A 25,327-nucleotide genomic window follows, 5' to 3' on the forward strand; every position below is an offset into this window, starting at 1 on the left:
ACTAAATTGAATTTCTAAATCGACGGATTCGAAACTGGGATAAATATGGGTTTGGTGCCCCATGACTTTAGATCCGCAAAGAAGCCTTAGTAAGTTTCGCAGCTTACTCCATATCTCTTCCATTCTGAATGCAAACTTAGATTTGCACCAACTCCTCCCTTTAATTATGTTATATTCTAAAGATCTACTAGAGGCTGAGGCAAGTTCCCTTTTCCTTTTGGAGGACGAAGAATTTCTCTATTGTGAAGTGGCACTTGGGGAAAAGGGAGAAATCATCCAGGAGTATGCAAGGCTTGAGTTAGGGGAAGGCATCGTGGGAATGGTGGCCAGAGAGAAAAAACCCATTGCTTTGGAAGATGCTTACAAAGACCCAAGATTCAATGCGAGTATGGACAAACGCACTGGATTTAAAACTAAATCTCTAATTTGTGTTCCACTCTTCATCGAAGATAAAATCATCGGAACACTTGAGGTTATAAATAAAACAAACAACCGTATCTTTGATAATTCTGATTTGGAATATTTAGTATCTCTATCGGAAGTGGCTGCGACTGCCATCCAAAATGCAAATACCAAAGACAGTTTAGACAAACGTATCCTCGAATTATCCTTGTTATATGAATTTGAGAAACTATCAGTATCTGAAAAAAGTTTAAATGAACTGGGGAAATGGATTCTAAACCGAGTATTAGAATATTTAGGTGCAACTTCGGGAACGATTTATCTCGCCAATGCGGAAAATCAAGAACTAAGTATCCTTTCAGCAAAAGGAATCCCAGAAGAGGCCTATGAAAAAATCAAAGTTCCTTTTGGATCAGGAGTTTCCGGTTGGGTGGCAGAAAGAAGAGAAAGCCTACTCATTCACAACTTAGATTTGGATCCTAGATACAACAAACTTTCTCCTTATAAGTTTGAATCAAAATCTCTTATTTCAGCACCACTCATCTTTCAAAACGAATTACTTGGTGTAATCAGTATCAATAACAAACTTTCTGGGTATGCATTCCAACATTCTGATTTGGATCTACTCACTAACATTGCAGCAAGACTCAGTAGTACAATTAAAAATGCACAACTTTTCCATCAAATTATAGATACGGGAAAAGAACTGAACCGAGCCAAAAACATCATGAAAAAGATCATGCCTTCGATTCTACCCAGTTCCAACGAACTTTCGTATGGTGTGGCACACATTCCATTAGAACAAGTTGGTGGTGATTTTTATGATGTTACTCAATTAGAAGATTCTAAGTTTTCCATTTTGATTGCAGATATTTCGGGTCACGGTCTTTCAGCAGCGGTGCTTGCTGCAATGGCTCATATGGTTTTAAAAAACTTTGAACAAGACATCAAACTCAGTCCTTCTTTGTTTTTAACAACACTAAACCATATGTTGTATGGAAAATTGGCTGGGAATTTCTTAACTGCTTTCTACGGAATCATCGATTTAAAAAACAATACCATCCTTTGTGCCAATGCAGGCCACCACGCCCCATTTTTATTGGACAAAAAAGACTCACCTATTGTTCAGTTAGATGTCAAAGGAAAAATTTTGGGACTAATTCCAGATTTATTTTATGAAGAAAAAACATTTTCCTTTGTTCCAGGAAACCGCATCGTAATGTATACAGACGGTATCACAGAACATATGTCTAAAGACCATAACAAACGTTATGACGAAGAGTTATTTCAAAAAGCCATTTTAAAGTTCAAAACTCTTGGCACTCAAGATTCTGCAGATGGCCTCATCCTTGCAGCCAAAGAGTATGTAGGATCAAACGACTTTGCAGATGATGTGACTGTATTGTTAGTGGATCGGATTTAAAATCTGACCGACTAACAATTGATTGGTTAATTAGAATACAATGCGCCGACACAGGTTCCGCAAATATCAGAATCAGCATTAGCAGATTTGGCGACAGCCACTCGGATTTTTTTTAAATCTAATCTTTGGGATGATTTTTCCATAATGTGTTTTGAGGAATCGAAACTACAAGGAAATGATTTCACTCCTCCCTTTTCTACTTGGATATGCGCTAATTCAACATTTTCAAAACGAATGAGTGTATACAAACTTTGTCCCCTTGCCCTTTCATAAATCAAAAATCAATTTTCTGGTCAAGGGGAATTAGTAACCAACAAGTGGTTCCTATGGGGAATGGTTCTAAATCCCAACTCATCCGGAAGTTCCTCATAAAAAAACAACTAACAACGGTAAGTTTCCTGCAAATCCAATCTGACTCGCGCAAGGGATAGAAGCGGAAATCCTTTCGCAGCCAAGCGAAAGATTGGAGCGGATAGCCCGGTCCCTTTCCTTTAGGAAAGGGATGTGCCCCCAATTCCTTCTTTACGGTAGTTCTCTTTATACTTTGCGTAATTGTTTGCCGTGCGGGTGATGATTTCGCGGTCTTTGTCTGTGATGTCTCGGATGATTTTTGCAGGGCTACCTATGACAAGAACTCCCGGAGGAATTTTTTTTCCCGGGGGAACCAGGGAGCCGGCACCCACAAAGGACCATTCTCCGATTTCCACATCGTCCATAAGCATGGCACCCATCCCCACAAAACTATGGTCTCGCAAAACACAACCGTGAATGGTCGCGTGGTGACCAATGGATACATAATCCCCAATGGTGACGGGAAACAAATCTCTTGCCACATGTATCAAAGTCATGTCTTGGATGTTGACATGTTTGCCAATGGTGATGGTATTTACGTCACCACGAAGGACACATTGGAACCAAATAGAAGACTCTTCGCCAATCGTGACTTTTCCCAGTACATCAGCAGAGGGTGCCACCCAGGCCGTGGGGTGGAGAGAAGGGGTATGGCCTTGAAAAGAACGGATCATAGTTCTAAGCACAGGCGAACCAACTGAAACTCAAGGCCTTTTCGTTTTTTCCGCTTGCGTTTTTACCTTCAACTAAGTTACCGTAGTCTTAGATTCAAATGGGATCTCACTCCTCAAAAACGCTATTTTTCTCTAAAAACCTGCTAAGGAACATTTCATGGCAATAGAAATCAAAGTCCCCGAGATGGGGGAATCCGTAACCGAAGCGACTATCAGTGCTTGGACCAAAAAAGAAGGCGATGCTGTCAAAGTAGACGAAGTGCTCGCCATTTTAGAAACAGACAAAGTCTCATTAGAAATTCCTGCTCCGACAAGTGGAGTCTTAAAATCTATCACCAAAAAAGTGGGAGATGTGGTTCATGTGCGAGATATCATCGGCGCCATTGAAGAAGGTGCTGTAGCTTCGGCTCCTACTAGTTCTAGTGCTCCTACTCCCAAAGCAGAAACTCCAGCAGCGCAACCTAACACAGGCAAAGTGAATGAAGAACTTCCTCCAGCCGCTCGTAAACTCATTGAAGAAAATAAATTAGATATTTCGAAAATTACAGGAACAGGTCGTAACGGCCAAATCACAAAAGAAGATGTGGTTCTCTTTATGGAAAAAGGAGGAGCTTCTGCGCCAAAGGCTGCCACTCCAAGTCCCGAGATTCCAAAAGCGGTGGTAGTTTCTGCAAACGCAGGTCCTAGAGAGACTGTAGTTCCCATGTCAAAACTACGCCAAACAATCGCTAATCGATTGGTACAAGCACAACACACGGCTGCCATCCTCACTACGTTTAACGAAGTGGATATGTCGCCGATTATGGAACTTCGAAATAAATACAAAGACAAGTTCAAAGAAACTCACGGTGTGGGTCTTGGGTTCATGTCTCTATTTACCAAAGCAGTGGTTGCCGCACTCAAAGCTTATCCTGCCATCAATGCAGAGATCCGTGGAACAGACATCGTCTACAAAAACTTCTATGATATCGGAGTGGCTGTGGGTGGACCGAAAGGACTTGTGGTTCCGATTGTGCGTAACGCCGACTTACTTAGCTTTGCCGGTGTAGAACAAGAGATCGCAAGACTTGCTGGCAAAGTAAAAGACGGGAAAATTTCTCTGGAAGATATGGAAGGCGGAACCTTCTCTATCTCCAACGGCGGTGTGTATGGTTCAATGATGTCGACTCCAATCCTAAACCCACCACAGTCAGGAATTCTCGGAATGCACAATATCGTCAAACGCGCCGTAGTCGTAAATGACCAAATTGTAATTCGACCCATGATGTATTTAGCTCTTTCTTATGACCACAGAATTGTGGATGGAAAGGAAGCAGTCCAATTCCTCGTTAAGATCAAAGAAATGGTAGAGGACCCAACAAGACTCCTCTTTGAGGTATAAGGTTTTATGGAACAATATGATATCGTTGTCATTGGAGCAGGTCCCGGTGGTTATGTAGCGGCAGTTCGTGCCGCACAACTAGGTAAAAAAGTTGCTATCATTGAAAAAAGAAAAACTCTCGGGGGGACTTGTCTCAACGTGGGTTGTATTCCTTCCAAAGCTCTTCTCGATTCTTCCGAAGAATACCACAAAACAAAACACAAATTAGCCGATCACGGAATCTCTGTGAAAGATGTAAAAATCGACATCGCAAAGATGATGGCCCGTAAAGACAAAGTGGTCAGTGAAGTGACATCTGGTGTTGACTACCTGATGAAAAAAAATAAAATCACTCGTTACTTGGGACATGCGACTTTTGTTTCTAAAACAGAAGTTTCCATTACTTCAGAAGATGGAAAAAAAGAATCCATCTCTGGAACCAATATCATCATCGCATCTGGATCCACTCCTATCGAGATCCCTCCCCTTCCTGTAGATGGAAAAAATATCATTACTTCTGACCATGCAATTGGTTTGGATGCTGTACCAGAACACCTAATCATTGTAGGTGCTGGTGTGATTGGACTAGAACTTGGTTCAGTTTGGTTACGACTCGGTGCCAAAGTCACTGTGGTGGAACTTATGCCGCGCCTTTTCGGAACTGCCGACCAAGCGATGGCAAGTCTTGCCGAAAGACTACTCACTGGGCAAGGGATTAGCTTCCTCTTTGAAACCAAAGTGCATGGGGCCAAAGTAAAGGGCAAAAAAGTAGAAGTGGAAATCGAAGGCAAAGATGGTAAAAAAACAGTTCTCGAAGGAGATAAGGTTTTAGTTTCCATCGGTCGCCGACCAAATACAGACGGTCTTGGTGCCAAAGAAATTGGAATCGAGATGACTGACCGCGGTCGTATCAAAGTAGAACCTAACAAATTTCAGACGAACATTCCGAATATCTATGCTATTGGGGACGTGGTCGACGGTCCGATGCTTGCTCACAAAGCAGAAGATGAAGGGATCGCTGTTGCGGAACTGATTTCTGGAAAATATGGCCATGTAAATTATAAAGCCATTCCTTGGATTGTCTACACTTGGCCAGAAGTGGCTTGGGTAGGTCTTGGCGAAGAAGAATTAAAAGCCAAAGGCATTGAATACAAAGTGGGTAAATACATGTTCAAACCCAATGCTCGTGCAAAAGCCATGAACGAAACCGATGGACAAGTAAAGGTTTTGGCCGACAAAAAAACGGATAAACTTCTCGGAGTTTATATCGTTGGGCCGCGTGCTTCGGACATGATCGCAGAGGCAGCTATAGCTTTTGAATTTGGTGCTAGTGCCGAAGACATTGCTCGTTCTACACATGCCCACCCCACTCTTTCCGAAGTATTTCGGGAAGCTGCGATGGATGCTGATGCGAAATGGTCCATCCATTCGTAATTTAACTGTTGTTTTGTTGTTTTAGGGAGAGTATATGACAACCGACCAGATGATGAGTTTATACGGCGATAACGTCGTATTGTTGGAAGAGTATTACAAACAGTTTAAAGAAGATCCATCTTCATTAACCAAAGATTGGATCGATTTTTTCCAAGAATTGGAAAGGTCGTCCATTTCTAGTAACGGATCGGGAGGAAATGGGTTCAACGGAAACGGATATGTGAATTATGCATCCACCGAACACCGAAAAGACTCCTCACTCAGTGACTTTGGGATTATCAACCTACTCAATGCTTACCGAAGACAAGGCCACTTAGCTGCCAACCTCGACCCACTCGGGATCAACAAACCCAACCGCGAATTCATTGATCTGAAAGTGAAAGCCCTAAAACCAAGCGACTTAGAAACAGAAGTGGATTCTGGAATTGCCAATTTAGGGAAAGCCAAACTAAAAGATGTCATTGATTGGTTTGAAAAAACCTATTGTGGTTCGATTGGTTGTGAACACTACTACCTTGTCAATGACGAGGAAAGAGAGTGGTTACAAAACCGTATGGAACCTTTGGCAAACAATGAACCCATTAGCAAAAAGGTCGCTTTACGTTTGTTTGAAAAACTCTACCAAGCCGATAGTTTTGAAAACTTCTTGGCAAAAAAATTCGTAGGGAAAAAAAGATTTTCCCTCGAAGGGGGAGAAACCATGATCCCGATGCTCGACACTTTAGTCGAGGAAGCTGGTGGTCATAAAATGGATGCTCTTGTCATTGGTATGGCTCATAGAGGACGACTCAATGTTCTTGTAAACATCATCAGAAAACCAGCAGGACTTATCTTTGCTGAATTTGAAGAAAAACTAAATCCAGGCCAACTTGGTTATGCGGATGTGAAATACCACCTTGGGTATTCCAACCATGTCATGACTCATTACGGAAAAGAAGTCAAACTCTCTCTTGCCTTCAACCCTTCCCACTTGGAAGCTGTGGATCCAGTTATTTTTGGATCGGTTCGTGCCCGCCAAGAAATGGCAAAAGATTTGGACCGTTCTAAATTTATGCCTGTGGCCATACATGGGGATGCTGCCTTTGCTGGTCAAGGTGTGGTGGCAGAAACTCTCAACATGATGAACCTAGATGGTTATACAGTGGGCGGAACTTTCCACATTGTGATCAATAACCAAATTGGATTTACCACTCTTCCTAGTGAATCTAGATCTACCTTATATGCAACTGATCTTGCCAAAGGATTTCAAGTTCCCATTTTCCATGTCAATGGAGATGATCCAGAAGCCACTTACCGCGTCACAAAACTAGCGTTAGAATACCGTCAAAAATTCAAAAAAGATGTCATCATTGATTTAATCTGTTACAGAAGGCTTGGTCATAACGAAACGGATGAACCGACCTTCACACAACCACAGATGTATGATATCATCAAAAAACATCCAAAAACCATTAGCATTTATGAAGAGAAGTTACTCAAAAGAGGCGACATCACGCCAGAAGAAATCCAATTCATAAAAGACGGAATCCTTCAAGGACTCGAAACTTCTTTCCAACAAGCCAAAGAAAAAGACACTCGCATCACTGTAGATACTCTGGGTGGGGTTTGGTCTAGATACACTAAAGAACCTCTAGATTCAGATGTCCACACAGAACTCCTCCAACAACAATTAGGTGGGATAGTCAAAGCCGTCACTACCCTTCCAGAAGGATATACTGCGAATCCAAAACACATTAAGGTTTTGGAAGATCGTAAAAAAATGGGTGCTGGGGAATTGCCAATTGATTGGGGATTTGCAGAATCACTTTCTTTTGGTTCCATTTTGGAAAATGGATTTCCAATTCGTCTTGGTGGACAAGATGCACAAAGGGGAACTTTCTCTCATAGACATGCTACTCTATCCGACATTGTGAATGGAAAAAAACTTACCCTTCTCAATCATATCAGCGACAAACAAGCAAAGATTGATATCGTAAACTCTTCCCTTTCCGAATATTCCTGTCTCGGATTTGAATACGGGTACTCCCTTGCGGATCCGAATAGTCTTGTTATGTGGGAAGCTCAGTTTGGTGACTTTGCTAACAATGCGCAGGTGATCTTTGACCAATTCATTTCCAGCTCGGAAATTAAATGGCAAAGGATGTCGGGTCTTGTTTGTTTATTGCCACACGGATATGAAGGCCAAGGTCCAGAACACTCTTCCGCTAGGTTAGAAAGGTTCCTCCAACTTTGTGCTTTGGACAATATCCAAGTGGCCAACTTAACCACACCAGCCCAATACTTCCACATTCTACGTAGACAAATCTTACAGAGTTTTAGAAAACCGCTCATCATCATGACACCGAAGTCACTCCTTCGTTTGAAAGATGCGGCTTCTAGTTTGGAAGATATTACGACGGGTGCGTTTAGAAAGATCCTACCAGATCCAGTGGCAAAACCGGAAAAAGTGGAGAAGTTACTTTTCTGTTCTGGAAAAGTATACTACGACCTACGCAAAGCCATTGATACGCAAAAACTAGAAAACGTGGCTGTAGTGAGGATCGAACAACTCTATCCGTTTCCTGAAAACCATATCAAACAAATGATTACAAGCTACGGAAAACTGAAAAAATTTGTTTGGGTACAAGAAGAACCAAAAAACCAAGGCGCGTGGTTCTTTGTTCGTGATCGAATTGAGGCAGTGATGCCGGAAAACAAACGTTTACACTATGCTGGCCGTTCTGAGTTCCCAAGTCCTGCTTGTGGCCACGTAGTCACACATTTAAAAGAACAAGAAGATTTAGTTAAGGATGCACTATCCTAAAGATAGTTCATCTTACCAACCAATTAATTTTGTGTTAAATGAAGCCTTACGAGAAATCGTAAGGCTTTTTTTATTTTAAGGACTTTGAATATTCTTATGCAATAACTTAAATCTGAATTTATGCATTGACAAACCAGCAAGCAGCCGTTAGAATCTATTCCAATGAAATCAATCTATAACTTCGGTTACCTTTTCTTCATTTTTTTCATCACCTATGGTTTCCAAATTCCATTATTATCGGAACCGCTAGCCCCAACCGAAACAACGATCTCAAATCAAAACAAAGAAACGTTTTATGGTTTTTACCAAGGAGGATTTTACTTACAATTGGCCGGAGGGGATACTATTTATACTGGTGGGAGTCTGGAAAACCGTGAAAAATCTTATCAAAATTCACTCAAATCACAAGCGGACTTCGGAATTTTACCAAAAAGGTTGTTAGCCTCTGTCAATGTTCCCAATGGGATTCCTCTACCAGAAAGTAAATTCTACACAGGTAAAACGGAACGGGTTGCATTTGAATACGGATTAACTGACCATATTGGAATTACGGCTTCACTCTCAAGTAATACTGTCAATGGGAAAAGACTGAATCAGTTTATTTATTCCGATCGGACGAATCCAAATGGCTTTAGTCCATACTTGGAAGCTGCCCCTACAAGTTATCAATTTTATGAAGATAAAATTTATGCTTTAGGACTCAATTATCATTTACTCACTAAAAACAGGTTTGATCCATACTTTGGTATTGAATTCGGTTTGATCAATTTTAATACCTCGTATCGTTCTTATAATAACAATAGTTTATTTTTGTATAGTTCTATGGTGCCTGGCACCGGTTACAGTGGAAGGATTTCGAGTGGAATCAATTACCATGTGACTCCCGAATTTGGATTTACCTTTGAAGTTCATGGCATCAAACGTATGTTAAGGTCCGATGTATTTCGTTCAGAAACTTTCGATCAAGTTGGATTTCAATTTGGAGTTATTTTCAATTTGGACAATATGGGAAAAGGATTAAAGTAAGCTCTTAATTTAAGGAGTTGGATTCGGTGCGGCCAAAGCTTCTAAGGAGCCACTCAATATTCCCTTGCTTGTTGTCGCATCATAATCAAAGATATGGATTTTGATTTCCGGCTCGGGAAGTTTTCTTCTTTTGTTGACCTGTTTGTCGACATTTTTTCCCAAAATCAAAGTTAAGTGATTTTTTGCCGAATTATATACTAACTTACGAAAATGAAACCCAACAGGTAAAACCGTTTCGAGTTCACTGGTTTCTGGATCAAAAAGATAAACTAATTTGTGGTCTTTATAATTGAGAACACCATCTAAATTACTATCTTCAGTGACTGCTAAGATAATGATTTTTTTCTCTAAAGAAAGGACATCTTCTTTGGGATCATCTATGGTATTGGAAACCGATTTTTTTTCAAAGTCCCCAACAAAAAAATCCCAGATGTAAACATCATGAGGAAATAGTTTTTGCACCTTTCCATCTTTTAAGTTGATAGAATACAGATTTCTGGCATGCGATAGAATTCCATCGGGTCCAAACCCACCCGATTCGGTCACTAGACCATGGGGATAAATAAAGTATTGTTTCCAATAGATCTTTCCATTCCCATCTTCTAAATCCAAACTATCAGTCGGTTCGGGACTATTGTCTTTTTCTTTAGACTCAGGAGTTTCTACTGTGACTTCGTACCCATCATCATAGAGGCGCCAACTTTTAGACAAACTAAAAGTAAGCACCGCTAATATGAGTAAAAAAAATAGAAAAACTCCGACTCTAAACTTTTCCATTATTTGTTTGTGTTGTATGCTTTTATCGCACTAAACACTTCATCCAATTCCGATTCTGTCATATATGCAAAGAGCGGGAAGTTAAGAACTGACTTGGAGATCCGACGAGCATTTCCTTCCTTTCCAATTCTTTCGATGAGATAAGGTTTGGCACCTGGTTGGTCAGACATGGCGCCTGGATAAATGTTTCCAAATCCAATTCCTTTGTCTTTTAATACTGCTTCAATTTTTGGTCGGATTTCGGGGTCCACCAAAGTTACGTTACAGTATCCATTTTCCTCATAACCTTTCGGTGGTTGGATCACACCAATTCCTAAACCTGGAAGTTCTTTATAATATACATTTTGGGATTTTTTACGGGAATTGATTCTTTCTTGTAAGTGTTTTAAAGATAAATTGAGGAAGGCCGCTTGTAAAGAATCTAGTCTTGAGTTCCAACCGACAAGTCCATGTTCATAATGTGAAGTTCTTCCGTGGTTCACAAGCCTACGAGTCACTACAGAAAGTTCTTCATCATTAGTAAATACGGCACCACCATCACCAGCAGCACCTAACACCTTCGCTGGATAAAAGGAAGTAGTAGAAATGAGTGCATCTTTATAGATTGACTTTCCGTTGAACTTTACTCCAAAACACTGCGCCCCATCTTCAATGAGAGCCACATTCTTTTCTTTGCAAAATTTACGAAGTTCTTCAATCTTTGCTGTTCCCCAACCATACAAATGAACCACAAGAGCCGCTTTCGGTTTTACTTTTTCCACAGCCTCTTGAAATACTTGGAAGTCCATTTGTAAATCGACAGGATTTGTATCGACGGTATATGGATCTCCACCGACATTCACTACTGCCTCAAAGGTGGCCCAAAACGTCGAGTCGGGTAACAAAACTTTATCACCACGACCCACACCTACCGCACGTAAAGCCAGTTGCAGTGCATCGGTCCCATTGGCACAACCAATGGCATATTTTGTTTCTGCAAAAGTAGCAAGGCCTGCTTCCAAATCGGTGACTTCGTTTCCACCGATAAACTGTGCGTTTTGTGACATGGACTTTACTTTTTCATTCCAGGTGTCCAAAAATCCTGGTTCAAATCTTTTGATATCTATAAATGGAACTGCCATTGTATGCCCTTTTTAATTACTTATTTGTGAATATTTGATGAAGCCAGCCGTTGAACTCTTTGGAGTAAATGGTCCAAAGAAAAAATAATGCCCAATACAGAACTGTCCCATAAGCAAGTGCAGGGATCAAGGTTTTACTTAAGTTATTGGATGCAGAATAATAAATTCGGATGAGAACAAGGGGCCATAAAAAGAATAAAAATACATAGATAGAATTTCCGAGAGCAGAGATCCAAATCAGAACTTCCGCTTTTGGATTTTCTTTCCAACGAGCCACCCCTTCCCAAAATTCAGGAAAGAATTGAACCAGATAAAAACAAAACACAAGAAAGAAAAAAAACTTCCAGTGTGACTCCAAATCTCTCCGGAAGAGAGTGAGAAGAAGGCCCACAAACCAAATGAAAAGAACAGGAAAGGCAACTGCTTCCAATAGTGTCATGAATTCTTTTTTTAAGTCTCCGTTAGTCTTTCTAAACAGGAAATAAGTCCTGTAGGATCAGAGATCCCTTTTCCAGCAATATCAAAGGCTGTCCCATGATCGGGGGACACACGAGTAAAATCCAGACCTAAGGTTATGTTAACTCCCTTCTTCCCTTCAAGCAATTTAAATGGAATGAGGCCCTGGTCATGGTATCCGGCCAAATACAAATCGTACAGTTTGGCCCCCGGTAGAAATGCAGAATCTGCTGAAAGTGGCCCTTCGACCGAAAACTTCGCCTTTCGTAATATTTTTGCACCGACGGCAAGGATGGTGGATTCTTCCTCTCCAATCTTTCCTCCCTCACCTGCATGTGGGTTCAGTCCCAAATAAGCTAATTTTGGATTTTTTAAAAACGGGGAACGGGAAATTGCAGATCCTAGTTCCTTCCAAGAAAAACGTTTCAGATGTTTTACCACATCCTTCAATGGAACATGGGTGGTTAAGGGGATGACATTGAGTTTTTCCCCACTCATCATCATAAACGTAGGTCTTTTGTAATACTCGGCCAAGGTCTCTGTATGGCCCCGAAATCCTTTGACCCCTGCTTTTGCGACCCACTCTTTGGAGAGAGGCAGGGTAATCAGATCGGCCCCTAATTCCTTTTGCCAGTCCATGGCAGCTTGTAAAGAATCATAGGCCATCCTACCAGAAGTGGCGGAGGGTTTGCCTAAAGTAAAGATACGAGTTTTCTTAGAATCCGACCAAGGAAGAGAATAGAATCCCGGTTTGTCACTCGGTTGGGTCAAGGTGGGTAGCGAGGGTACCGTGAGATTGTGGGGGCCACGAATGAGGTAAATGCGATGGCGTTTCCCTAAGGATAACAACAGAGGGAAGGCAGAAACCAAAAGTTCGTAGTTGATACTTGTGGGATCGCCTTCCGAAATCAGAATGGTTTTCAATTATTCTTTTGCGTTTGGTTGTTTCCCAAAAATTTTCTCAACACTCAAAGAATCTTTGGAGTATTCCAATTCGATTAAGTCTTTCGCGCTGTGTTTGAGGTCGTTGGAAATCATACAACGTCCTTCTAGAATCACCCCATTTTGGATGATGAGTTCCGGAGTTTTGATATCGCCAAGGATTTTCGAAGTGGGAAGGAGCATCACGCGGTTTCTAGCAGTAACGTTTCCGACCACAATTCCTTCTACGATGACACTGGCAGCAGTGATGTTGGTTTTGACCTTTCCTGTAACACCGATATAGAGGTGTTCGGCTTGGAGGGATTTCCCCTCGAATTTACCGTCAATTTTTAAGGATCCATTGATGAAGAATTTACCATTGAAGTAAGAATTCTCACCAATAGTTGAATTGGTAACTTCGGTCTGATTTTTGACTAATGCCATGCTGTTACGGGTCCGTGAATGTGATTTTTCACAGTGTCCTTGTTCCCCCCGGGAATGAAAAGGTTTTTTTACCCTCGAAAAGACGGGAGACGAATCAAATCACAAGCCTCTTCTGCAAATTCCTGAAATTCACGAAGCCCTTCCATAATCGACCTACCTTCCAAAACTGTGGCCTTTTCAAATCTAGGATTGAATTTGATCGGCTCTTCCATGTTCATGATGACATTATTCCCATCTTTAATGTCTTTGTTCACCGCAGTGAGAAAATCTCGGAATTTACCGAGGGTTTCAAAGGATTCTGCGATAAAGATTCGGGATTGTTTATTTTTCATTCGAGAGAGCTGTTCACGAAACTCTTGTTTGTCGGCTGCAGCATATTCTTCTATTGTCTCGACTAGGATCTTCATGTTCCTACGTAAATTTTCCATATACTTAAGGACAGAATCCCTTTCTGTTGCATGTGAATAATCGAACTTAATATGGCCATCTCCAAGAATGGGGATATACTCCAAATCCATAATATTCACAAGAGTACCAATTTGATTGATTTCGCTATCGTTGGAATTGGGAGAAACTTTCATAACAGGATATTGTGATATCACTTTATGTTTGAGGTTTTCTGGATTTTCCTCTCTTGTCTTCGCATTCCGCATCGTCTGCTCTAAGTTATCTGGGATTCCTTCAGGAGAAACCTCTTGCATACGACGTCTGTAACGTTCGATGTCATAGGCAACACGTTCTTTTTGCAGATCATTTTTGGCATTTCTTTCTATTTTCTCCAAATTCCTTAGCATTTTCTGCAATTTGGAGAGTTCCATAATCTGTTCTTGCGAAAGTGGCATCTTATTCCCAACCTTCTGGAATGTTTACTGATTCGCCAGAAGAAACTAACGAACGTTCGATAGTATTTGCCAAAACTGTTTCGCCAGTATCTTTCAAAACTCGCCAATACAAATTGAGAGCCAAAGGTAAATACTTGAGTCGACCGGCTTTTTTATAAAAATTTAAAAACTTTTGATTTTCTTTTTTTACAAATGCAATTGAGGCCAATTGTAAATTGATAAAATAAGAATAAGGTTTGAGGATTAATTCATTTTTTAAACCTTCTTCGTAACTGTCTCCATCGTTCTGAAATCGAACAACAGTTTCCACAAAAGGATCCATTTCATGTGATAACTCATATCCAAATTCATTTCCTTCGATCCAGTCCCCACGAAGTGCCATTTCCAAATCGTTTCTGTATCGAAAAAAAGTTTCGAAAGGAAAGTATCTTTTTGCATATCGTAAAGCAGGAAAGGCCGGAATTTTTCCAAGCGAAACCATACAAAATTTTTGTTTTTCCCATTCTTCCCATTCTGAATAAAAACCTATCAGAAATTTCCAAAATCGGAACGTTTCCTCACCAGTGAACCATCCCATTTCGATCGCATGAAAAAGAACCCCTGCGATTTGCCAATGGGAATCGAGAGTAACGGCGTCAGTGAGAGTTTTAAAATTTAAACTTTCCCGGTTCCCTTTAACATACTCAACTAACATATGCAATATGGAGTTATCAGAAGGAAGTTCGGAAGATTCCCATCCGAGTAAAAACAAAAACCTTCGGTTATCATCCGTTTGACCAAAGAATTCTTTAGTTTTTAAAACCCAATTTCGAAATTCTCGAATCTTTCCCGAATACAAAAGTCCAAATCCGACAAGTTCCCAATCTTCCCTTTCCATCTCCTCAAATTCACGATTTTGGCAGAGTTCCCAAATTTGGACCAAGGATTCCACAGGGAAGGTCGTGGGTGTGAAAAGTTGTGGGTCTTTGAACCGATTGGCGACTTCATTTTCCCCTAAAATGGAACAAAGGCTGAACCCGCCAGAAAAATCGGTCGATAAATAGAAGAGATAGTTTGCAAAACGAGACTGATTGCCTGAAAAGAAGGCACGTAAACTAGGCCAGAGTTCGGTAAGACTGGCCTTTTTAAGAATATGAGGGCTTTTATGGAATTCAATACGATATTCCGGCCATTGCAGTTTGTATTCTGTTTGTAAGCTCATAAGGAGAGGAACCTTCCCTCTCTAAATTCGTAATCATAGGAAGTATGCATGAGGCATTTTTGGTTAGCAAGTAGAATTCTTCTCTTTTTCACAACATCCCTATTTGCGGAAACTGACCTTCAATATCTAATCAAATCCCACCAGTGGGGGCAAATCGAAAATCATTTTAAAAATACAAATCCTTCGCGTGAAAGTGAAGTGTATAGCTTAATTGAATTTCATGAAAAAGCACCTAACGGAGACAAGGAGAAACGATTTCGATATTTGATCTCTCTCGTTCGTGGAGTTTTTGTCTCCGAATCTTCAGAGGAAGAAGTAAGAAAAATCCTGACACAAACTATGCCCTTCCAAACCACACTATTCAAACTGAGTTATTGGAAGTTGTATACCGAAATTACCCAAAGAAATTATCTAACACCCGCAGAACGAATCCAATTTTTAAACCGACTGAATTTAGAAGAAGACCCAATTTGCCGCCGACTTCTGGATGAACTTGTGCGACTTCTTGCTGCAAACAACCAATGGAAGGAAATTTTAGAAAAAATAAACTCCATCCAAGAATCACATAAAAAATACCTTCTTACAGGTGACACTCAATATAGATATGGGAAAGCAAAACTCATCTTAGGTGATGAAAAAGCTGCTGTTGAGGAATGGTTAAACTTATTACAAAGAGAAGGACTTTCTGACTCTACAGTCCATATGGTCGCTGCTGATTGGACTAAATACAAAGGTTCAGGTAGTATTTTGCAGCTTGCCCCTTCAGAACTTACGATTCTCCTTCCTGCCATTAGTCATAATGACAAAGAAGCTTTGTTTCGCACAAGGCCTGAGCTTTTTTCGACAAGACTTGCGTATTATGAAGGATTCAAACACTTAACTTCTATTTTAACAAAAACAGGAAGAATCAATGAACTTTTCCGAGTTTTACGTTCCAATAAAACCTTTGTTGATATGGATTCATCTTGGATTGTATCCCTTGCCGATGTATTGTACCAACAAAACAAATTTCAGGCAGCCATAGAACTTCTAAAAACATTCCCAGGAAGAGATGCAGGATACAACCGTGTGCTTGCGGCCTCTTACGACCGTTTGGGAGACAGGGAACTGTATTTTGAAAACCTAATTCTGTATTTAGGAAAGTATCCCTTTAATCTTTTTTACCAAGACCGACTCATCGAATATCTAGTGGATCGCAAAGGGGAAAAATCAGACTACGCGCCACTTGCAAAATTCGAAAGAGCCCTTGCCGAAATTCCGAACCTTCCTGTGAAGGGCCGACTTGTGTATTGGTATTTGCGATCACTCAAAGAAAGTGGAGACACAGAAAAGTTAAAAAAAGAACTGAAGCGGTATTATGCCCTTTGTCCGGGTTCGTATTATACACGTGTGATCCGTGAAGAATTTTTGCCCATCATCAAAGAATCAAACAAACCCGACAATCCTACGTATAACAAAGAGTATCTTTTTGAATACTTATCTTACACCGCAGGAATTCCTGAAGAGTCCTATGCAATCCTCGGTCGTAATTTGGGATTTGTGTATCCCAAAGATTCTTATGAATTAGGCAATAAACTGGGAGGTATGAGTTCACGGATCCAAGGTCATAAACTTCTGAATCTCGCCAAAGAATACTTCCGTGTTGGAGAAGACAGTTTAGGACTAAGCCTTGTCAACTTTCACGTAAAAAGGGAAAATCTATCCGAAGAAGAAAAAGATGAAATTTTAGTTGGGATTGGTGACCTAACATATAACACGTACTATACTGCATTTCACACAAGGTCACTCCTCAAAAGACATTTCATTCCTGACGACCCCATCCTTCTTCCGACTTCCATTTCTGTCAGAATTTATCCGAGGCCCCACCAAAGTATTGTCTCACGCTACGCAAACGAAAACGATATCTCGGAAGACAAAGTTTATGCATTAATGCGCCAAGAATCCTTCTTTAAGGAAACGGCGACATCTCGCTCCAATGCACGGGGGCTCATGCAAATTATGCCAGCTACCGGCAAGGAACTCGCAATGCGTATGGGAATCACTTCCTATTCCCTCTATGAACCAGAAACCTCCATCCGTTTGGGAACTAAATTTTTGGCCTATCTTTTGAAATCTAATGGGAATGAATTGAAATGGGCATCCATCGCTTATAACGGGGGTCCAGGAAATTTAAGGAAGTGGAAGAAGTCAGTTTACACTGGCGATTTTAACCATTTTTTAGAGGATCTTCCTTACAAAGAGTCAAGAGATTACTGTCGCATCGTGGTTTCGAATTTCTACGCATACGACATCATGAAAAAATACCATAAGTTGTAAAAAATGGCTTTTCCCCACCCTTTCCTCTGTCTATCCTTTGAAATAGACAGAGATATACAGGAGAAGATATGTCCGAAAAGGCAATTCTGAAAGTGGATGGAAAAGAGTTCGAACTTCCGATTTTAGTAGGAAGTGAAAACGAGAAGGCAATTGATATTACTAAACTCCGCCAATTGTCCGGTTATGTTACGATTGATTCCGGTTATTTAAATACAGGTGCTTGCACCAGTGAGATTACCTTTCTCGATGGAGAACAAGGGATCCTCCGTTACCGCGGAATTCCTATTGATGATTTGGCCGCTAAGTCTACATTCACTGAAGTAGCTTATTTACTCATCTACGGCAAACTTCCAAACGATGCACAACTAAAAGAATGGAATAGCTCCATTACCAAACACACGATGATCCATGAGGATCTCAAACGCCTGTTTAACGGTTTTCCGAAAGATGGTCACCCGATGGCAATCATGTCTTGTATGATGGGATGTTTGTCTACATACTACCAAGACAGTTATGATCCAATGAATGAGGAACATAGAGAAATTTCCATCATTCGATTGCTTGCAAAGTTCCCAACAATTGCTGCTTATGCGTATAAAAAATCCATTGGCCAACCCATCATCCATCCACTCAACGAGTTAGATTATGCATCAAACTTCATGAACATGATGTTTGCGGTTCCTGCGGAAGATTACCATATTGATCCAGAAATTGTTTCTGCACTCAACTTACTTCTCATCCTGCACGCTGACCACGAACAAAATTGTTCTACATCTACTGTGCGTTTGGTGGGATCTTCTCTAGCCAACTTGTATGGAGCAATTTCAGCAGGAATCCTTGCTCTTTGGGGACCACGTCATGGGGGAGCCAACCAAGAAGTATTGGAAATGTTGGAAGGCATTAAAAAAAGCGGACTCTCGGTTAAAAAAATCGTAGAACAAGCCAAAGACAAAAACTCAAGTTTCCGATTGAATGGATTTGGGCACAGAGTTTACAAAAACTTTGACCCTCGTGCCAAAATTATCAAAGTAGCTTGCGATAAAGTTTTAAACAAACTAGGAATCAAAGATCCACTTCTTGACATTGCAAAAGAATTGGAAGAAGCAGCTTTGAATGATCCTTACTTTGTAGAAAGAAAACTCTATCCAAACGTCGACTTCTATTCTGGAATCATCTATCGTGCTCTTGGAATTCCTACCAATATGTTTACAGTGATGTTTGCTATGGGAAGACTTCCAGGTTGGATTGCACAATGGAAAGAGATGATTGAAGACCCTAGTTTAAAAATTGGTCGACCAAGACAAATTTACACTGGTCCACAAGAAATCTCTTACGAAGCAGCAAAAAAACAGGCTTAAAAAACCTTTAAACAAAACAAGGACAGGGGATAGAATCTCCTGTCCAAAACTTAAAAATTGAAAAAAATATTCCCGGACAAAATCCTTTTTCTATTTTTTCTCTCTACTCTATCCTTTACTAACACACTTCTTTCCGAAACACCCAATGACATTGGGGAACGAATTATCCAAACAAAAAAATTCACCTATTGGATTGATCCCAACTCAACTGTTCCCATTGAATCTGTTTTAAAAACTGGGGAATTTAAAACAATAACCGAGGACTTTGTAAACTTTGGTTTTCTGAAAGGAACTCTTTGGTTAAGGTTAGATCCAAGAGATTTCCCCGATCCAATCAAATACCCATTACTCCTCATCCAAGCACATAACATTGATTCTGTGGAGCTATTTCATAAAAATGATGGGAAGTCATATGTAGTATCCAAGTCCGGCCATAACCAACCTGTTTTCCAAAGAGAAATACCCCACAGAAATTTTGTCTTTCGGATTGGACATGAAAAAGAAACCATTCTCATTGCCATCCGTTCTGAAATTTCACTTCAGTTTGCTTTAGTTTTTACTAACCAAAGAAATCTCCAAAGAGAAGACTACATTACCCAATGGATTTACGGATTATTTTTTGGAAGTTTAGGTATCATCATTTTATACAATCTAGCAATTGCATTTTTTGTAAGAGATAGGAACTATTTTTATTATATTGGTTATGTTTTATTTTTTGGTCTCGGTCAACTTTCTCTTCTTGGTTTCTGGGGTTATTTTTTTGTTCCCGATTCTTATTTTTGGAAACGGATTGGTATCCCTGTATTTTTTAGTATCTGCCTTTTTTTCTTTGTTTTATTTACTTCTAATTTTTTAAAACTGAAAGCTCGAATTCCAAAAGTAGCTCGATTCTACCATGTATTAGGAATTTTTTCCTTACTGAATGCCGCAGTTGCATTGTTTGGTGGAATCTCTCAATCATCTATTGGTGTAAGTTGGCTTTCAGTTTTGATCTGTATCAGTTTACTGATCGTTCTTGTATGGGGAATTTGGAAGCGACTCCGTTCATTTTATTATTTTGCCGTAGCCTTTGTTTTATTACTCATTACTTGTATTGTTTATGGATTACTTAAATTTGGGATTCTCCCTTCCAATCCCTTTTTAGAAGAGATGTTATTTCCCATCGCTTCTCTTGCTGACATTACTTTGTTTGCATTCGCTTTGGCAGATCGAATTCAATTGTTACGCCAAGAAAAAGATATGGCCCTGGCCCAAGTCACAAGCCTCAGACGAGAAAGAAAGATTTCCAGGGACATCCTCATGCAGTCCCTTCCGAAAACTATTCCCGATGTTAAGAACTTACAAATTCAAATTTATATCTTACCAATGAAAGATGTGGGTGGAGATTTTTACGAATTCTTCTCACCAAACCCTTACGAAATAGGTATTGTACTTTGTGATGTTTCAGGCCATGGAATTCCAGCCTCGCTCATTTCTGCTATGGGAAAGGTTGCCTTTACAACTCAAAAAGATAATATTTCCTCTCCTAAACAAGTTTTAGAAGGAATGAATCGCGTGTTATACGGTAACTGTAATCCTCAATATGTAACGGCTTCCTATGTTTACCTTAATACATCAACTAAGGTATGGCGGTTTGGACGTGCAGGCCATCCTAGTGCTTACCTGCAAAGAGCAAGTGGCGAAATTATCAAGGTCCATCCCAAAGGAAAAATTATCGGAGTTTTTCCAGAAATCCAAATTGAAGAAACCACTTACCGGGTAGAACCGAAGGATCGTATCCTCATCCTAAGTGATGGAGTCTTGGAATCTTTTAATCCAGAAGGAAAAATGTATGGAGAGTCCGGGTTATTGGAATTTTTACGCACGAATCGCGAAATACCCAATCATTTATTCAAAGGAAAACTCATTCAAGATTTAGAGTCGTTTTCTAAAACAGAAATAAAAGAGTGGGACGACGACCTAACGTTTATTTTTCTGGAATTGGTATGACAAAAAGTTACGAACTCTTGGATTCAGGTGATCTATCCAAATTGGAAATTGTAGGTGGTTACAAACTCCATCGTTCTTCCCCTACATCAGCTTACGGAAAGGAAACTCCAGGGATTTGGAGCGACCTCCATGCGCAGTACATTAAAAATGATTCAGGCTCTGGTCATTGGAATTTTCAAAAGAAAGTTCCCGAAAGTTTTACCATTGAATTTTCTAATCTTACCTTTAAAATTAAACTTACCCCATTTGGTCATATTGGACTTTTTCCAGAACAAGAAACCAATTGGAATCGAATCCGTGAAATTGGAAAAAAGAAACAAGGCCTCGAAGTTTTAAATCTGTTTGCTTATTCAGGAGGATCCACTCTCGCCTGTTTGGATGCGGGTATGGGTGTTTGTCATGTTGATGCTTCAAAAGGTATGGTAGACTGGGCACGCGAAAACGCAAAACTTTCAGGACTCGATTCTAAACCTGTGCGATGGATTGTGGATGATGTAATGAAGTTCATTCGTCGGGAAATCAAACGCGGAAAAAAATACCAAGGCCTCATTCTCGATCCACCCAGTTTCGGTCGTGGTTCTAAAGGAGAAGTTTGGAAAATTGAAGAGAACTTACCTGAACTTATGGATGCCCTTATGGAACTGTCGGATTCCAAACCAGAATTTGTCATTCTCAGTTGCCATAGCCAAGGTTTTAGTCCCCTTACATTAGAAAGGATTTTGTCTTCAAGAATCAAAACCAAAGGTACTTACCAAACCTCTGAGTTATTCATTCCAGAAAGATCGGGGAAAAAATATCCTGCGGGATTCTGTACTTTCTTCACTAAATAAAAACGTCCATTCATTATAAGTCCCATGCCAAATCGAAGACAATACATCACCAGTTTTTCCAACCCAAAGGTCAAATGGGTAGCGGGACTTAAAGAAAAAAGAAACCGCGATGAAGAAAAAAAATTCTTCATTGAAGGGTATAGGGAAATCAAAAAAGCCATTGCCAGTAACCCCTCTTCACCTATCCCTTGTTTGCCGGTCAATATCACCAGTTTATTTATCTCGCCTGAATGTTTTTTAGGTGAAAATGAAGAACAATTGATTCAGTCGGTCCATTGTCCTGTGTTTGAACTACCTCGTAAAATTTTTGAAAAAATTTCTTACAGGGATAGGCCCGACGGACTCATCGCTGTAGCGGAAACTCCCGATGCCTTTGTACCTTGGGATAAAATAAAATCCTTGGAAACAAACCCTGTGCTTATCATTGAAGGTGTGGAAAAACCAGGAAACCTTGGTACCATTTTACGCACTGCCGAAGGTGCAGGGGTGGGTCTTGTGATAGTCACCGATTCGCGGATTGATCTATTTAACCCTAATGTGGTTCGTGCAAGTACAGGTACCATCTTTACTTTGCCAGTTTATATTGGTGAATTAAACGAAGTTCTCACAGAGTTCCATAAAAAAGGATACAAACGTTACGCGGTGACACCAGAAGGAAAAACACTGTATACTTCTGTAAATATGAAAGAAAAATCAATTTTCCTTTTTGGAAGTGAACAGTATGGACTCAGTGCTGATGCCAAAAAACTTTCAGACGATACTCTCTACTTACCCATGCTAGGAGAAGCAGATTCTCTCAACTTAGCGATGTCATGTGGAATTGTATTGTATGAATCCATCCGACAAAGAAACCAATGAAAATTTATTTTTATATTTCAGGCCATGGGTTTGGACACATAAGTCGTTCTGGAAATATAATCAAACGTCTACTGAATGCTGAATTCATTGAAGAAATCCATCTAGTAAGCACAAGACTTACCTTTTTAGATTTCACCCATCCAAAATTAAAAACACGAAATCTAAAACTGGATGTAGGAGTTTCACAAAAGAACTCTCTTTCCATTGATTTAGAAACTACCAAAGAAGAACTTCAGGATTTTGAGAAAAACAAAGCCCTACTCCTAAAAGAAGAAACTGAATACTGCAAAAGAAATAATATCTCACTCATTCTAACCGATAGTTCCTCGTTTCCCATCACCATTGCATTAGAAGTAGGAATCCAAAGTATTTTTCTCGGCAACTTTACTTGGGATTTTATCTATAGAAACTATGCCAAAGATGATTCCTATTTTGGAAACTTAAGTGACCAGTTGCAGGTAGAATACGGTTTTGCAACCGAAGCTCTGGTCTTACCTTTTTCTTGTCCCATGCCCAATTTTTTGGAACAGACTAACATCGGTCTTGTGGGAAGAAAACCAACTTTATCGAAAGAACTTGCCAGACAAAAGTTTGGCTTTAAGGACAATACCACATATATTCTTTTGTCATTTGGAGCTTACGGCCTTGATGGAACCAAACTACAAACAGATCATCTTTCTAAGTCCATTCAGTTGGTGGCTTATGGAGTTCCTGGAATCCAATCGGAAGGGATCCTCGTGCCAGAAGTCTCTCACTACCCGGATCTCGTAGCAGCTGCCGATTATTTTTGTACAAAACCAGGCTATGGAATTCTGGCAGAATGTTATTATGCTAAAACACCGATTCTATATACAGATCGAGGTGATTTTGCTGAATACTTTTATTTGGTAAATGCACTCGACCTTTATTTTCGGTCAGCTTATATTGATCTTAATCGAATAATTTCTTGTCAATTTGAAGAAGTGCTGACTCTAATTAATACAATCGACTCAATGACTCCCAAGTTAGAACTAAAAACAGATGGAGAAGAAGACGTCGTATCTCACTTATTAGAATACAATTAAATGCCAGGCCCAGACTCCTATACAGACAGAATCCTTCAAGATTTAGAAGCCTCAGAAAACGGATACTTCCAAATCGAAAACTCCGCTGGCAAAGCCGTATTAAAAATTACGAAACCGGGACCCAAAGGGAAAAAAGTCGATTACAAAGATGTACTGGCGCGAGTGCAACTTTTTGGAGTTGAAGGTTACCAACCAGATCAGATCAAAAAAGTTGTTGCTCTTGCCGAAGATAAACCTGTTGAAATTGGAACTTGGTCAAAAGGTGATCCTGTAAACTCCTATGCTGATATAACCATATCCGAAGATCATATGGAAGCGAAAATGGTTCTCCATCCTCCCAAACATGGAGGGGCCCTTCTCAGTGAATACCAGTTACGTGAGCAAATTGCTTCTGTAGGAATTTCTGTTGGTATCATTGACTCAGTGATACAAAATCAAGTGAAAAATCCTGATTTTTTTATTCCCTATACGATCGCCAAAGGTTATCCACCAGTTCCAGGAAAAGATGGGGAAATAAAAATCTACTTTCGCTCCGACAACAAACCCCAGTTAGAAGAAGATGAACATGGACGTATCGATTACAAAAACATTGCTGTCATTCAATCAGTAAAACCAGGTGATTTAATTGCCGAACGAATCCCTCCCAAAAAAGGAGAGTTCGGAAAAACTGTCAATGGATCCATGATCCCTTACCAAGAAGAAAAAACGATCGACTGGAACCTGGGACCAAACGTGGAATTGAAAGGGGACAAACTGTACGCTAAAATTGCAGGGCGACCCGTTCTATCAGCAGCTTGGGAAATCAAAGTGGATGAAGTGATCCAATTAGAAGCTGTAGATTATTCTACAGGAAACATTGACTTCCCTGGAACCATAATCGTTGAAGAAAAAATCGGAGACGGGTTTTCCTTAACTACAAGTGGAAGTATCATCATTCGAAATTCAGTGGGAAAAGCTTTCCTAAAAGCCAAAGGTGACATTGTTTTGTCAGGTGGGTTTATGGGAAGAGGTGAAGGTTATATAGAATCAGAAGGTAATATCTACGCAAAATTTGTAGAACAAGGCAAACTTACTGCCCAAGGAAGTATCTTTGTAGAAGAAGCTGTCATGCATTCTGAACTTTCTGCAAAAGATTTTATTCGAGTTGTTGGAGGCCGAGGAGAAGTCATTGGGGGAACAGTCATTGCAGGAAACTCACTCACTTGTGCCAAACTCGGTGCGGTTGTTGAAACCAAAACCAAAGTAGCCATAGGAACTCCACCAGAATTACTGGATGAACTCAATCGGATGAAAAAGGAAATTGCGGATAAAGAAATCACCCTCCACAAAGTTCAACTCACACTCACAAAACTTGTAGAGAAAAGTCAGAAAAAAGAACTGACTATCGAAGAAAAAGAAACCATTGCAAAACTAAAAGATGCGAACGAAAAATTTACAAAGGTTTTAGAAGCACAAAGTAAACAATTCGAAACTGCCCTTGGTTCATACGAACCAAATCCAGAAGCATTTGTAGATGTAGAAAGAGAAGTGTTTCCTGGAGTAGATTTAAGTTTTGGTGCCGGAAAAAACTATCGAATGGGAATTAATTCCTTAGTAGGAAAAACTCATTTTTATTTGGGAACTGACGGTAGTATTCAAACCGATAGAACCGTCATCCGCAAAGAAGACTAAACAGAA

Annotated in this window: 21 protein-coding genes; 12 read left to right on the forward strand and 9 right to left on the reverse strand. The window is 40.1% G+C overall.

Annotation, left to right across the window (positions count from 1 at the left end; translation table 11 throughout):
• Nucleotides 1-61 precede the first annotated feature (61 nt).
• Nucleotides 62-1,825: a GAF domain-containing SpoIIE family protein phosphatase gene (locus LEP1GSC203_RS05910; RefSeq protein WP_002973033.1), complete on the forward strand. Its 1,764-nt coding sequence runs from the start codon at nucleotides 62-64 to the stop codon at nucleotides 1,823-1,825.
• A gap of 26 nt (nucleotides 1,826-1,851) precedes the next feature.
• Here LEP1GSC203_RS05910 and LEP1GSC203_RS05915 read toward each other — a convergent pair whose 3' ends face one another.
• Together LEP1GSC203_RS05915 and LEP1GSC203_RS05920 are read right to left on the reverse strand one after the other, a co-directional pair.
• Nucleotides 1,852-2,103, reverse strand: coding sequence for a hypothetical protein (locus LEP1GSC203_RS05915; protein ID WP_002973146.1), 252 nt, complete (start codon nucleotides 2,101-2,103; stop codon nucleotides 1,852-1,854).
• A 213-nt stretch (nucleotides 2,104-2,316) separates the two neighbouring features.
• Nucleotides 2,317-2,850, reverse strand: a complete 534-nt coding sequence (locus LEP1GSC203_RS05920; protein ID WP_002973111.1) for a gamma carbonic anhydrase family protein — start codon at nucleotides 2,848-2,850, stop codon at nucleotides 2,317-2,319.
• A gap of 157 nt (nucleotides 2,851-3,007) precedes the next feature.
• Here LEP1GSC203_RS05920 and odhB point away from each other — a divergent pair, with 157 nt between their 5' ends.
• From odhB to LEP1GSC203_RS05940, 4 genes are all read left to right on the forward strand, one after another.
• The gene (odhB, locus tag LEP1GSC203_RS05925) at nucleotides 3,008-4,231 is read left to right on the forward strand and encodes a 2-oxoglutarate dehydrogenase complex dihydrolipoyllysine-residue succinyltransferase (RefSeq protein WP_002972989.1); all 1,224 of its coding nucleotides are present in this window, start codon (nucleotides 3,008-3,010) and stop codon (nucleotides 4,229-4,231) included.
• A gap of 6 nt (nucleotides 4,232-4,237) precedes the next feature.
• Nucleotides 4,238-5,644 carry a dihydrolipoyl dehydrogenase gene (gene lpdA, locus LEP1GSC203_RS05930; RefSeq protein ID WP_002973089.1) on the forward strand — a complete coding sequence of 469 codons (1,407 nt, stop codon included), beginning with the start codon at nucleotides 4,238-4,240 and terminating at the stop codon, nucleotides 5,642-5,644.
• A 34-nt stretch (nucleotides 5,645-5,678) separates the two neighbouring features.
• Nucleotides 5,679-8,447 (forward strand): 2-oxoglutarate dehydrogenase E1 component, encoded by a 2,769-nt coding sequence (locus tag LEP1GSC203_RS05935; RefSeq protein WP_002973100.1) that lies wholly within the window; start codon nucleotides 5,679-5,681, stop codon nucleotides 8,445-8,447.
• Between the two features lie 162 nt (nucleotides 8,448-8,609).
• The gene (locus LEP1GSC203_RS05940; protein WP_002972957.1) at nucleotides 8,610-9,473 is read left to right on the forward strand and encodes a hypothetical protein; all 864 of its coding nucleotides are present in this window, start codon (nucleotides 8,610-8,612) and stop codon (nucleotides 9,471-9,473) included.
• Nucleotides 9,474-9,482: 9 nt separating this feature from the next.
• Here LEP1GSC203_RS05940 and LEP1GSC203_RS05945 read toward each other — a convergent pair whose 3' ends face one another.
• The 7 genes from LEP1GSC203_RS05945 to LEP1GSC203_RS05975 all read right to left on the reverse strand — a co-directional run bounded on the left by LEP1GSC203_RS05945 (nucleotide 9,483) and on the right by LEP1GSC203_RS05975 (nucleotide 15,235).
• Nucleotides 9,483-10,250 (reverse strand): hypothetical protein, encoded by a 768-nt coding sequence (locus tag LEP1GSC203_RS05945; protein WP_002973174.1) that lies wholly within the window; start codon nucleotides 10,248-10,250, stop codon nucleotides 9,483-9,485.
• Nucleotides 10,250-11,371 carry a DegT/DnrJ/EryC1/StrS aminotransferase family protein gene (locus tag LEP1GSC203_RS05950; protein WP_002973075.1) on the reverse strand — a complete coding sequence of 374 codons (1,122 nt, stop codon included), beginning with the start codon at nucleotides 11,369-11,371 and terminating at the stop codon, nucleotides 10,250-10,252. The genes LEP1GSC203_RS05945 and LEP1GSC203_RS05950 overlap by 1 nt, the downstream gene beginning before the upstream one ends.
• Nucleotides 11,372-11,387: 16 nt before the next feature.
• Nucleotides 11,388-11,810, reverse strand: a complete 423-nt coding sequence (locus LEP1GSC203_RS05955) for a hypothetical protein (protein ID WP_002973184.1) — start codon at nucleotides 11,808-11,810, stop codon at nucleotides 11,388-11,390.
• A gap of 11 nt (nucleotides 11,811-11,821) precedes the next feature.
• Nucleotides 11,822-12,751 (reverse strand): PdxA family dehydrogenase, encoded by a 930-nt coding sequence (locus tag LEP1GSC203_RS05960; protein WP_002973078.1) that lies wholly within the window; start codon nucleotides 12,749-12,751, stop codon nucleotides 11,822-11,824.
• Nucleotides 12,752-13,192: a bactofilin family protein gene (locus LEP1GSC203_RS05965; RefSeq protein WP_002973191.1), complete on the reverse strand. Its 441-nt coding sequence runs from the start codon at nucleotides 13,190-13,192 to the stop codon at nucleotides 12,752-12,754. It abuts the gene before it with no gap.
• Nucleotides 13,193-13,260: 68 nt separating this feature from the next.
• Entirely contained in the window at nucleotides 13,261-14,034 is a 774-nt protein-coding gene (locus LEP1GSC203_RS05970) for a hypothetical protein (RefSeq protein WP_002973071.1), read from the reverse strand.
• Between the two features lies 1 nt (nucleotide 14,035).
• Entirely contained in the window at nucleotides 14,036-15,235 is a 1,200-nt protein-coding gene (locus tag LEP1GSC203_RS05975; protein ID WP_002972956.1) for an LBF_1011 family protein, read from the reverse strand.
• Between the two features lie 48 nt (nucleotides 15,236-15,283).
• On the opposite strand from LEP1GSC203_RS05975, the gene LEP1GSC203_RS05980 reads away from it, so the two are divergent.
• The 7 genes from LEP1GSC203_RS05980 (at nucleotide 15,284) to LEP1GSC203_RS06010 (ending at nucleotide 25,321) form a co-directional block, all read left to right on the forward strand.
• A complete protein-coding gene (locus LEP1GSC203_RS05980; RefSeq protein ID WP_002973141.1) occupies nucleotides 15,284-17,551 on the forward strand; it encodes a lytic transglycosylase domain-containing protein in 2,268 nt (755 codons plus the stop codon).
• 68 nt (nucleotides 17,552-17,619) lie between these two features.
• On the forward strand, nucleotides 17,620-18,909 hold the full coding sequence (locus tag LEP1GSC203_RS05985) for a citrate synthase (RefSeq protein WP_002973093.1): 1,290 nt from the start codon (nucleotides 17,620-17,622) through the stop codon (nucleotides 18,907-18,909).
• Nucleotides 18,910-18,966: 57 nt separating this feature from the next.
• Nucleotides 18,967-20,898 (forward strand): SpoIIE family protein phosphatase, encoded by a 1,932-nt coding sequence (locus LEP1GSC203_RS05990; protein ID WP_002973057.1) that lies wholly within the window; start codon nucleotides 18,967-18,969, stop codon nucleotides 20,896-20,898.
• Entirely contained in the window at nucleotides 20,895-21,728 is an 834-nt protein-coding gene (locus LEP1GSC203_RS05995; RefSeq protein ID WP_002973180.1) for a class I SAM-dependent methyltransferase, read from the forward strand. Before LEP1GSC203_RS05990 ends, LEP1GSC203_RS05995 begins: the two co-directional genes overlap by 4 nt.
• 24 nt (nucleotides 21,729-21,752) lie before the next feature.
• Complete coding sequence (locus LEP1GSC203_RS06000) at nucleotides 21,753-22,586, forward strand: TrmH family RNA methyltransferase (RefSeq protein ID WP_002972980.1); 834 nt, start codon at nucleotides 21,753-21,755, stop codon at nucleotides 22,584-22,586.
• On the forward strand, nucleotides 22,583-23,650 hold the full coding sequence (locus tag LEP1GSC203_RS06005) for a hypothetical protein (protein WP_002973052.1): 1,068 nt from the start codon (nucleotides 22,583-22,585) through the stop codon (nucleotides 23,648-23,650). The genes LEP1GSC203_RS06000 and LEP1GSC203_RS06005 overlap by 4 nt, the downstream gene beginning before the upstream one ends.
• Nucleotides 23,651-25,321, forward strand: a complete 1,671-nt coding sequence (locus LEP1GSC203_RS06010; protein WP_002973074.1) for a DUF342 domain-containing protein — start codon at nucleotides 23,651-23,653, stop codon at nucleotides 25,319-25,321.
• Nucleotides 25,322-25,327 lie beyond the last annotated feature (6 nt).

The organism is Leptospira terpstrae serovar Hualin str. LT 11-33 = ATCC 700639, assembly GCF_000332495.1.
GTDB classification, from domain to species: Bacteria; Spirochaetota; Leptospiria; order Leptospirales; family Leptospiraceae; genus Leptospira_A; species Leptospira_A terpstrae.

What these genes read in the sequence shown, in the direction of transcription:
- LEP1GSC203_RS05910 (WP_002973033.1), top strand. Translation starts at nt 62, where the DNA reads ATGACTTTAGATCCGCAAAGAAGCCTTAGTAAGTTTCGCAGCTTACTC.
- LEP1GSC203_RS05920 (WP_002973111.1), bottom strand. Translation starts at nt 2,850, where the DNA reads ATGATCCGTTCTTTTCAAGGCCATACCCCTTCTCTCCACCCCACGGCC.
- odhB (WP_002972989.1), top strand. Translation starts at nt 3,008, where the DNA reads ATGGCAATAGAAATCAAAGTCCCCGAGATGGGGGAATCCGTAACCGAA.
- lpdA (WP_002973089.1), top strand. Translation starts at nt 4,238, where the DNA reads ATGGAACAATATGATATCGTTGTCATTGGAGCAGGTCCCGGTGGTTAT.
- LEP1GSC203_RS05935 (WP_002973100.1), top strand. Translation starts at nt 5,679, where the DNA reads ATGACAACCGACCAGATGATGAGTTTATACGGCGATAACGTCGTATTG.
- LEP1GSC203_RS05940 (WP_002972957.1), top strand. Translation starts at nt 8,610, where the DNA reads ATGAAATCAATCTATAACTTCGGTTACCTTTTCTTCATTTTTTTCATC.
- LEP1GSC203_RS05945 (WP_002973174.1), bottom strand. Translation starts at nt 10,250, where the DNA reads ATGGAAAAGTTTAGAGTCGGAGTTTTTCTATTTTTTTTACTCATATTA.
- LEP1GSC203_RS05950 (WP_002973075.1), bottom strand. Translation starts at nt 11,371, where the DNA reads ATGGCAGTTCCATTTATAGATATCAAAAGATTTGAACCAGGATTTTTG.
- LEP1GSC203_RS05955 (WP_002973184.1), bottom strand. Translation starts at nt 11,810, where the DNA reads ATGACACTATTGGAAGCAGTTGCCTTTCCTGTTCTTTTCATTTGGTTT.
- LEP1GSC203_RS05965 (WP_002973191.1), bottom strand. Translation starts at nt 13,192, where the DNA reads ATGGCATTAGTCAAAAATCAGACCGAAGTTACCAATTCAACTATTGGT.
- LEP1GSC203_RS05970 (WP_002973071.1), bottom strand. Translation starts at nt 14,034, where the DNA reads ATGCCACTTTCGCAAGAACAGATTATGGAACTCTCCAAATTGCAGAAA.
- LEP1GSC203_RS05975 (WP_002972956.1), bottom strand. Translation starts at nt 15,235, where the DNA reads ATGAGCTTACAAACAGAATACAAACTGCAATGGCCGGAATATCGTATT.
- LEP1GSC203_RS05980 (WP_002973141.1), top strand. Translation starts at nt 15,284, where the DNA reads ATGAGGCATTTTTGGTTAGCAAGTAGAATTCTTCTCTTTTTCACAACA.
- LEP1GSC203_RS05985 (WP_002973093.1), top strand. Translation starts at nt 17,620, where the DNA reads ATGTCCGAAAAGGCAATTCTGAAAGTGGATGGAAAAGAGTTCGAACTT.
- LEP1GSC203_RS05995 (WP_002973180.1), top strand. Translation starts at nt 20,895, where the DNA reads ATGACAAAAAGTTACGAACTCTTGGATTCAGGTGATCTATCCAAATTG.
- LEP1GSC203_RS06000 (WP_002972980.1), top strand. Translation starts at nt 21,753, where the DNA reads ATGCCAAATCGAAGACAATACATCACCAGTTTTTCCAACCCAAAGGTC.
- LEP1GSC203_RS06005 (WP_002973052.1), top strand. Translation starts at nt 22,583, where the DNA reads ATGAAAATTTATTTTTATATTTCAGGCCATGGGTTTGGACACATAAGT.
- LEP1GSC203_RS06010 (WP_002973074.1), top strand. Translation starts at nt 23,651, where the DNA reads ATGCCAGGCCCAGACTCCTATACAGACAGAATCCTTCAAGATTTAGAA.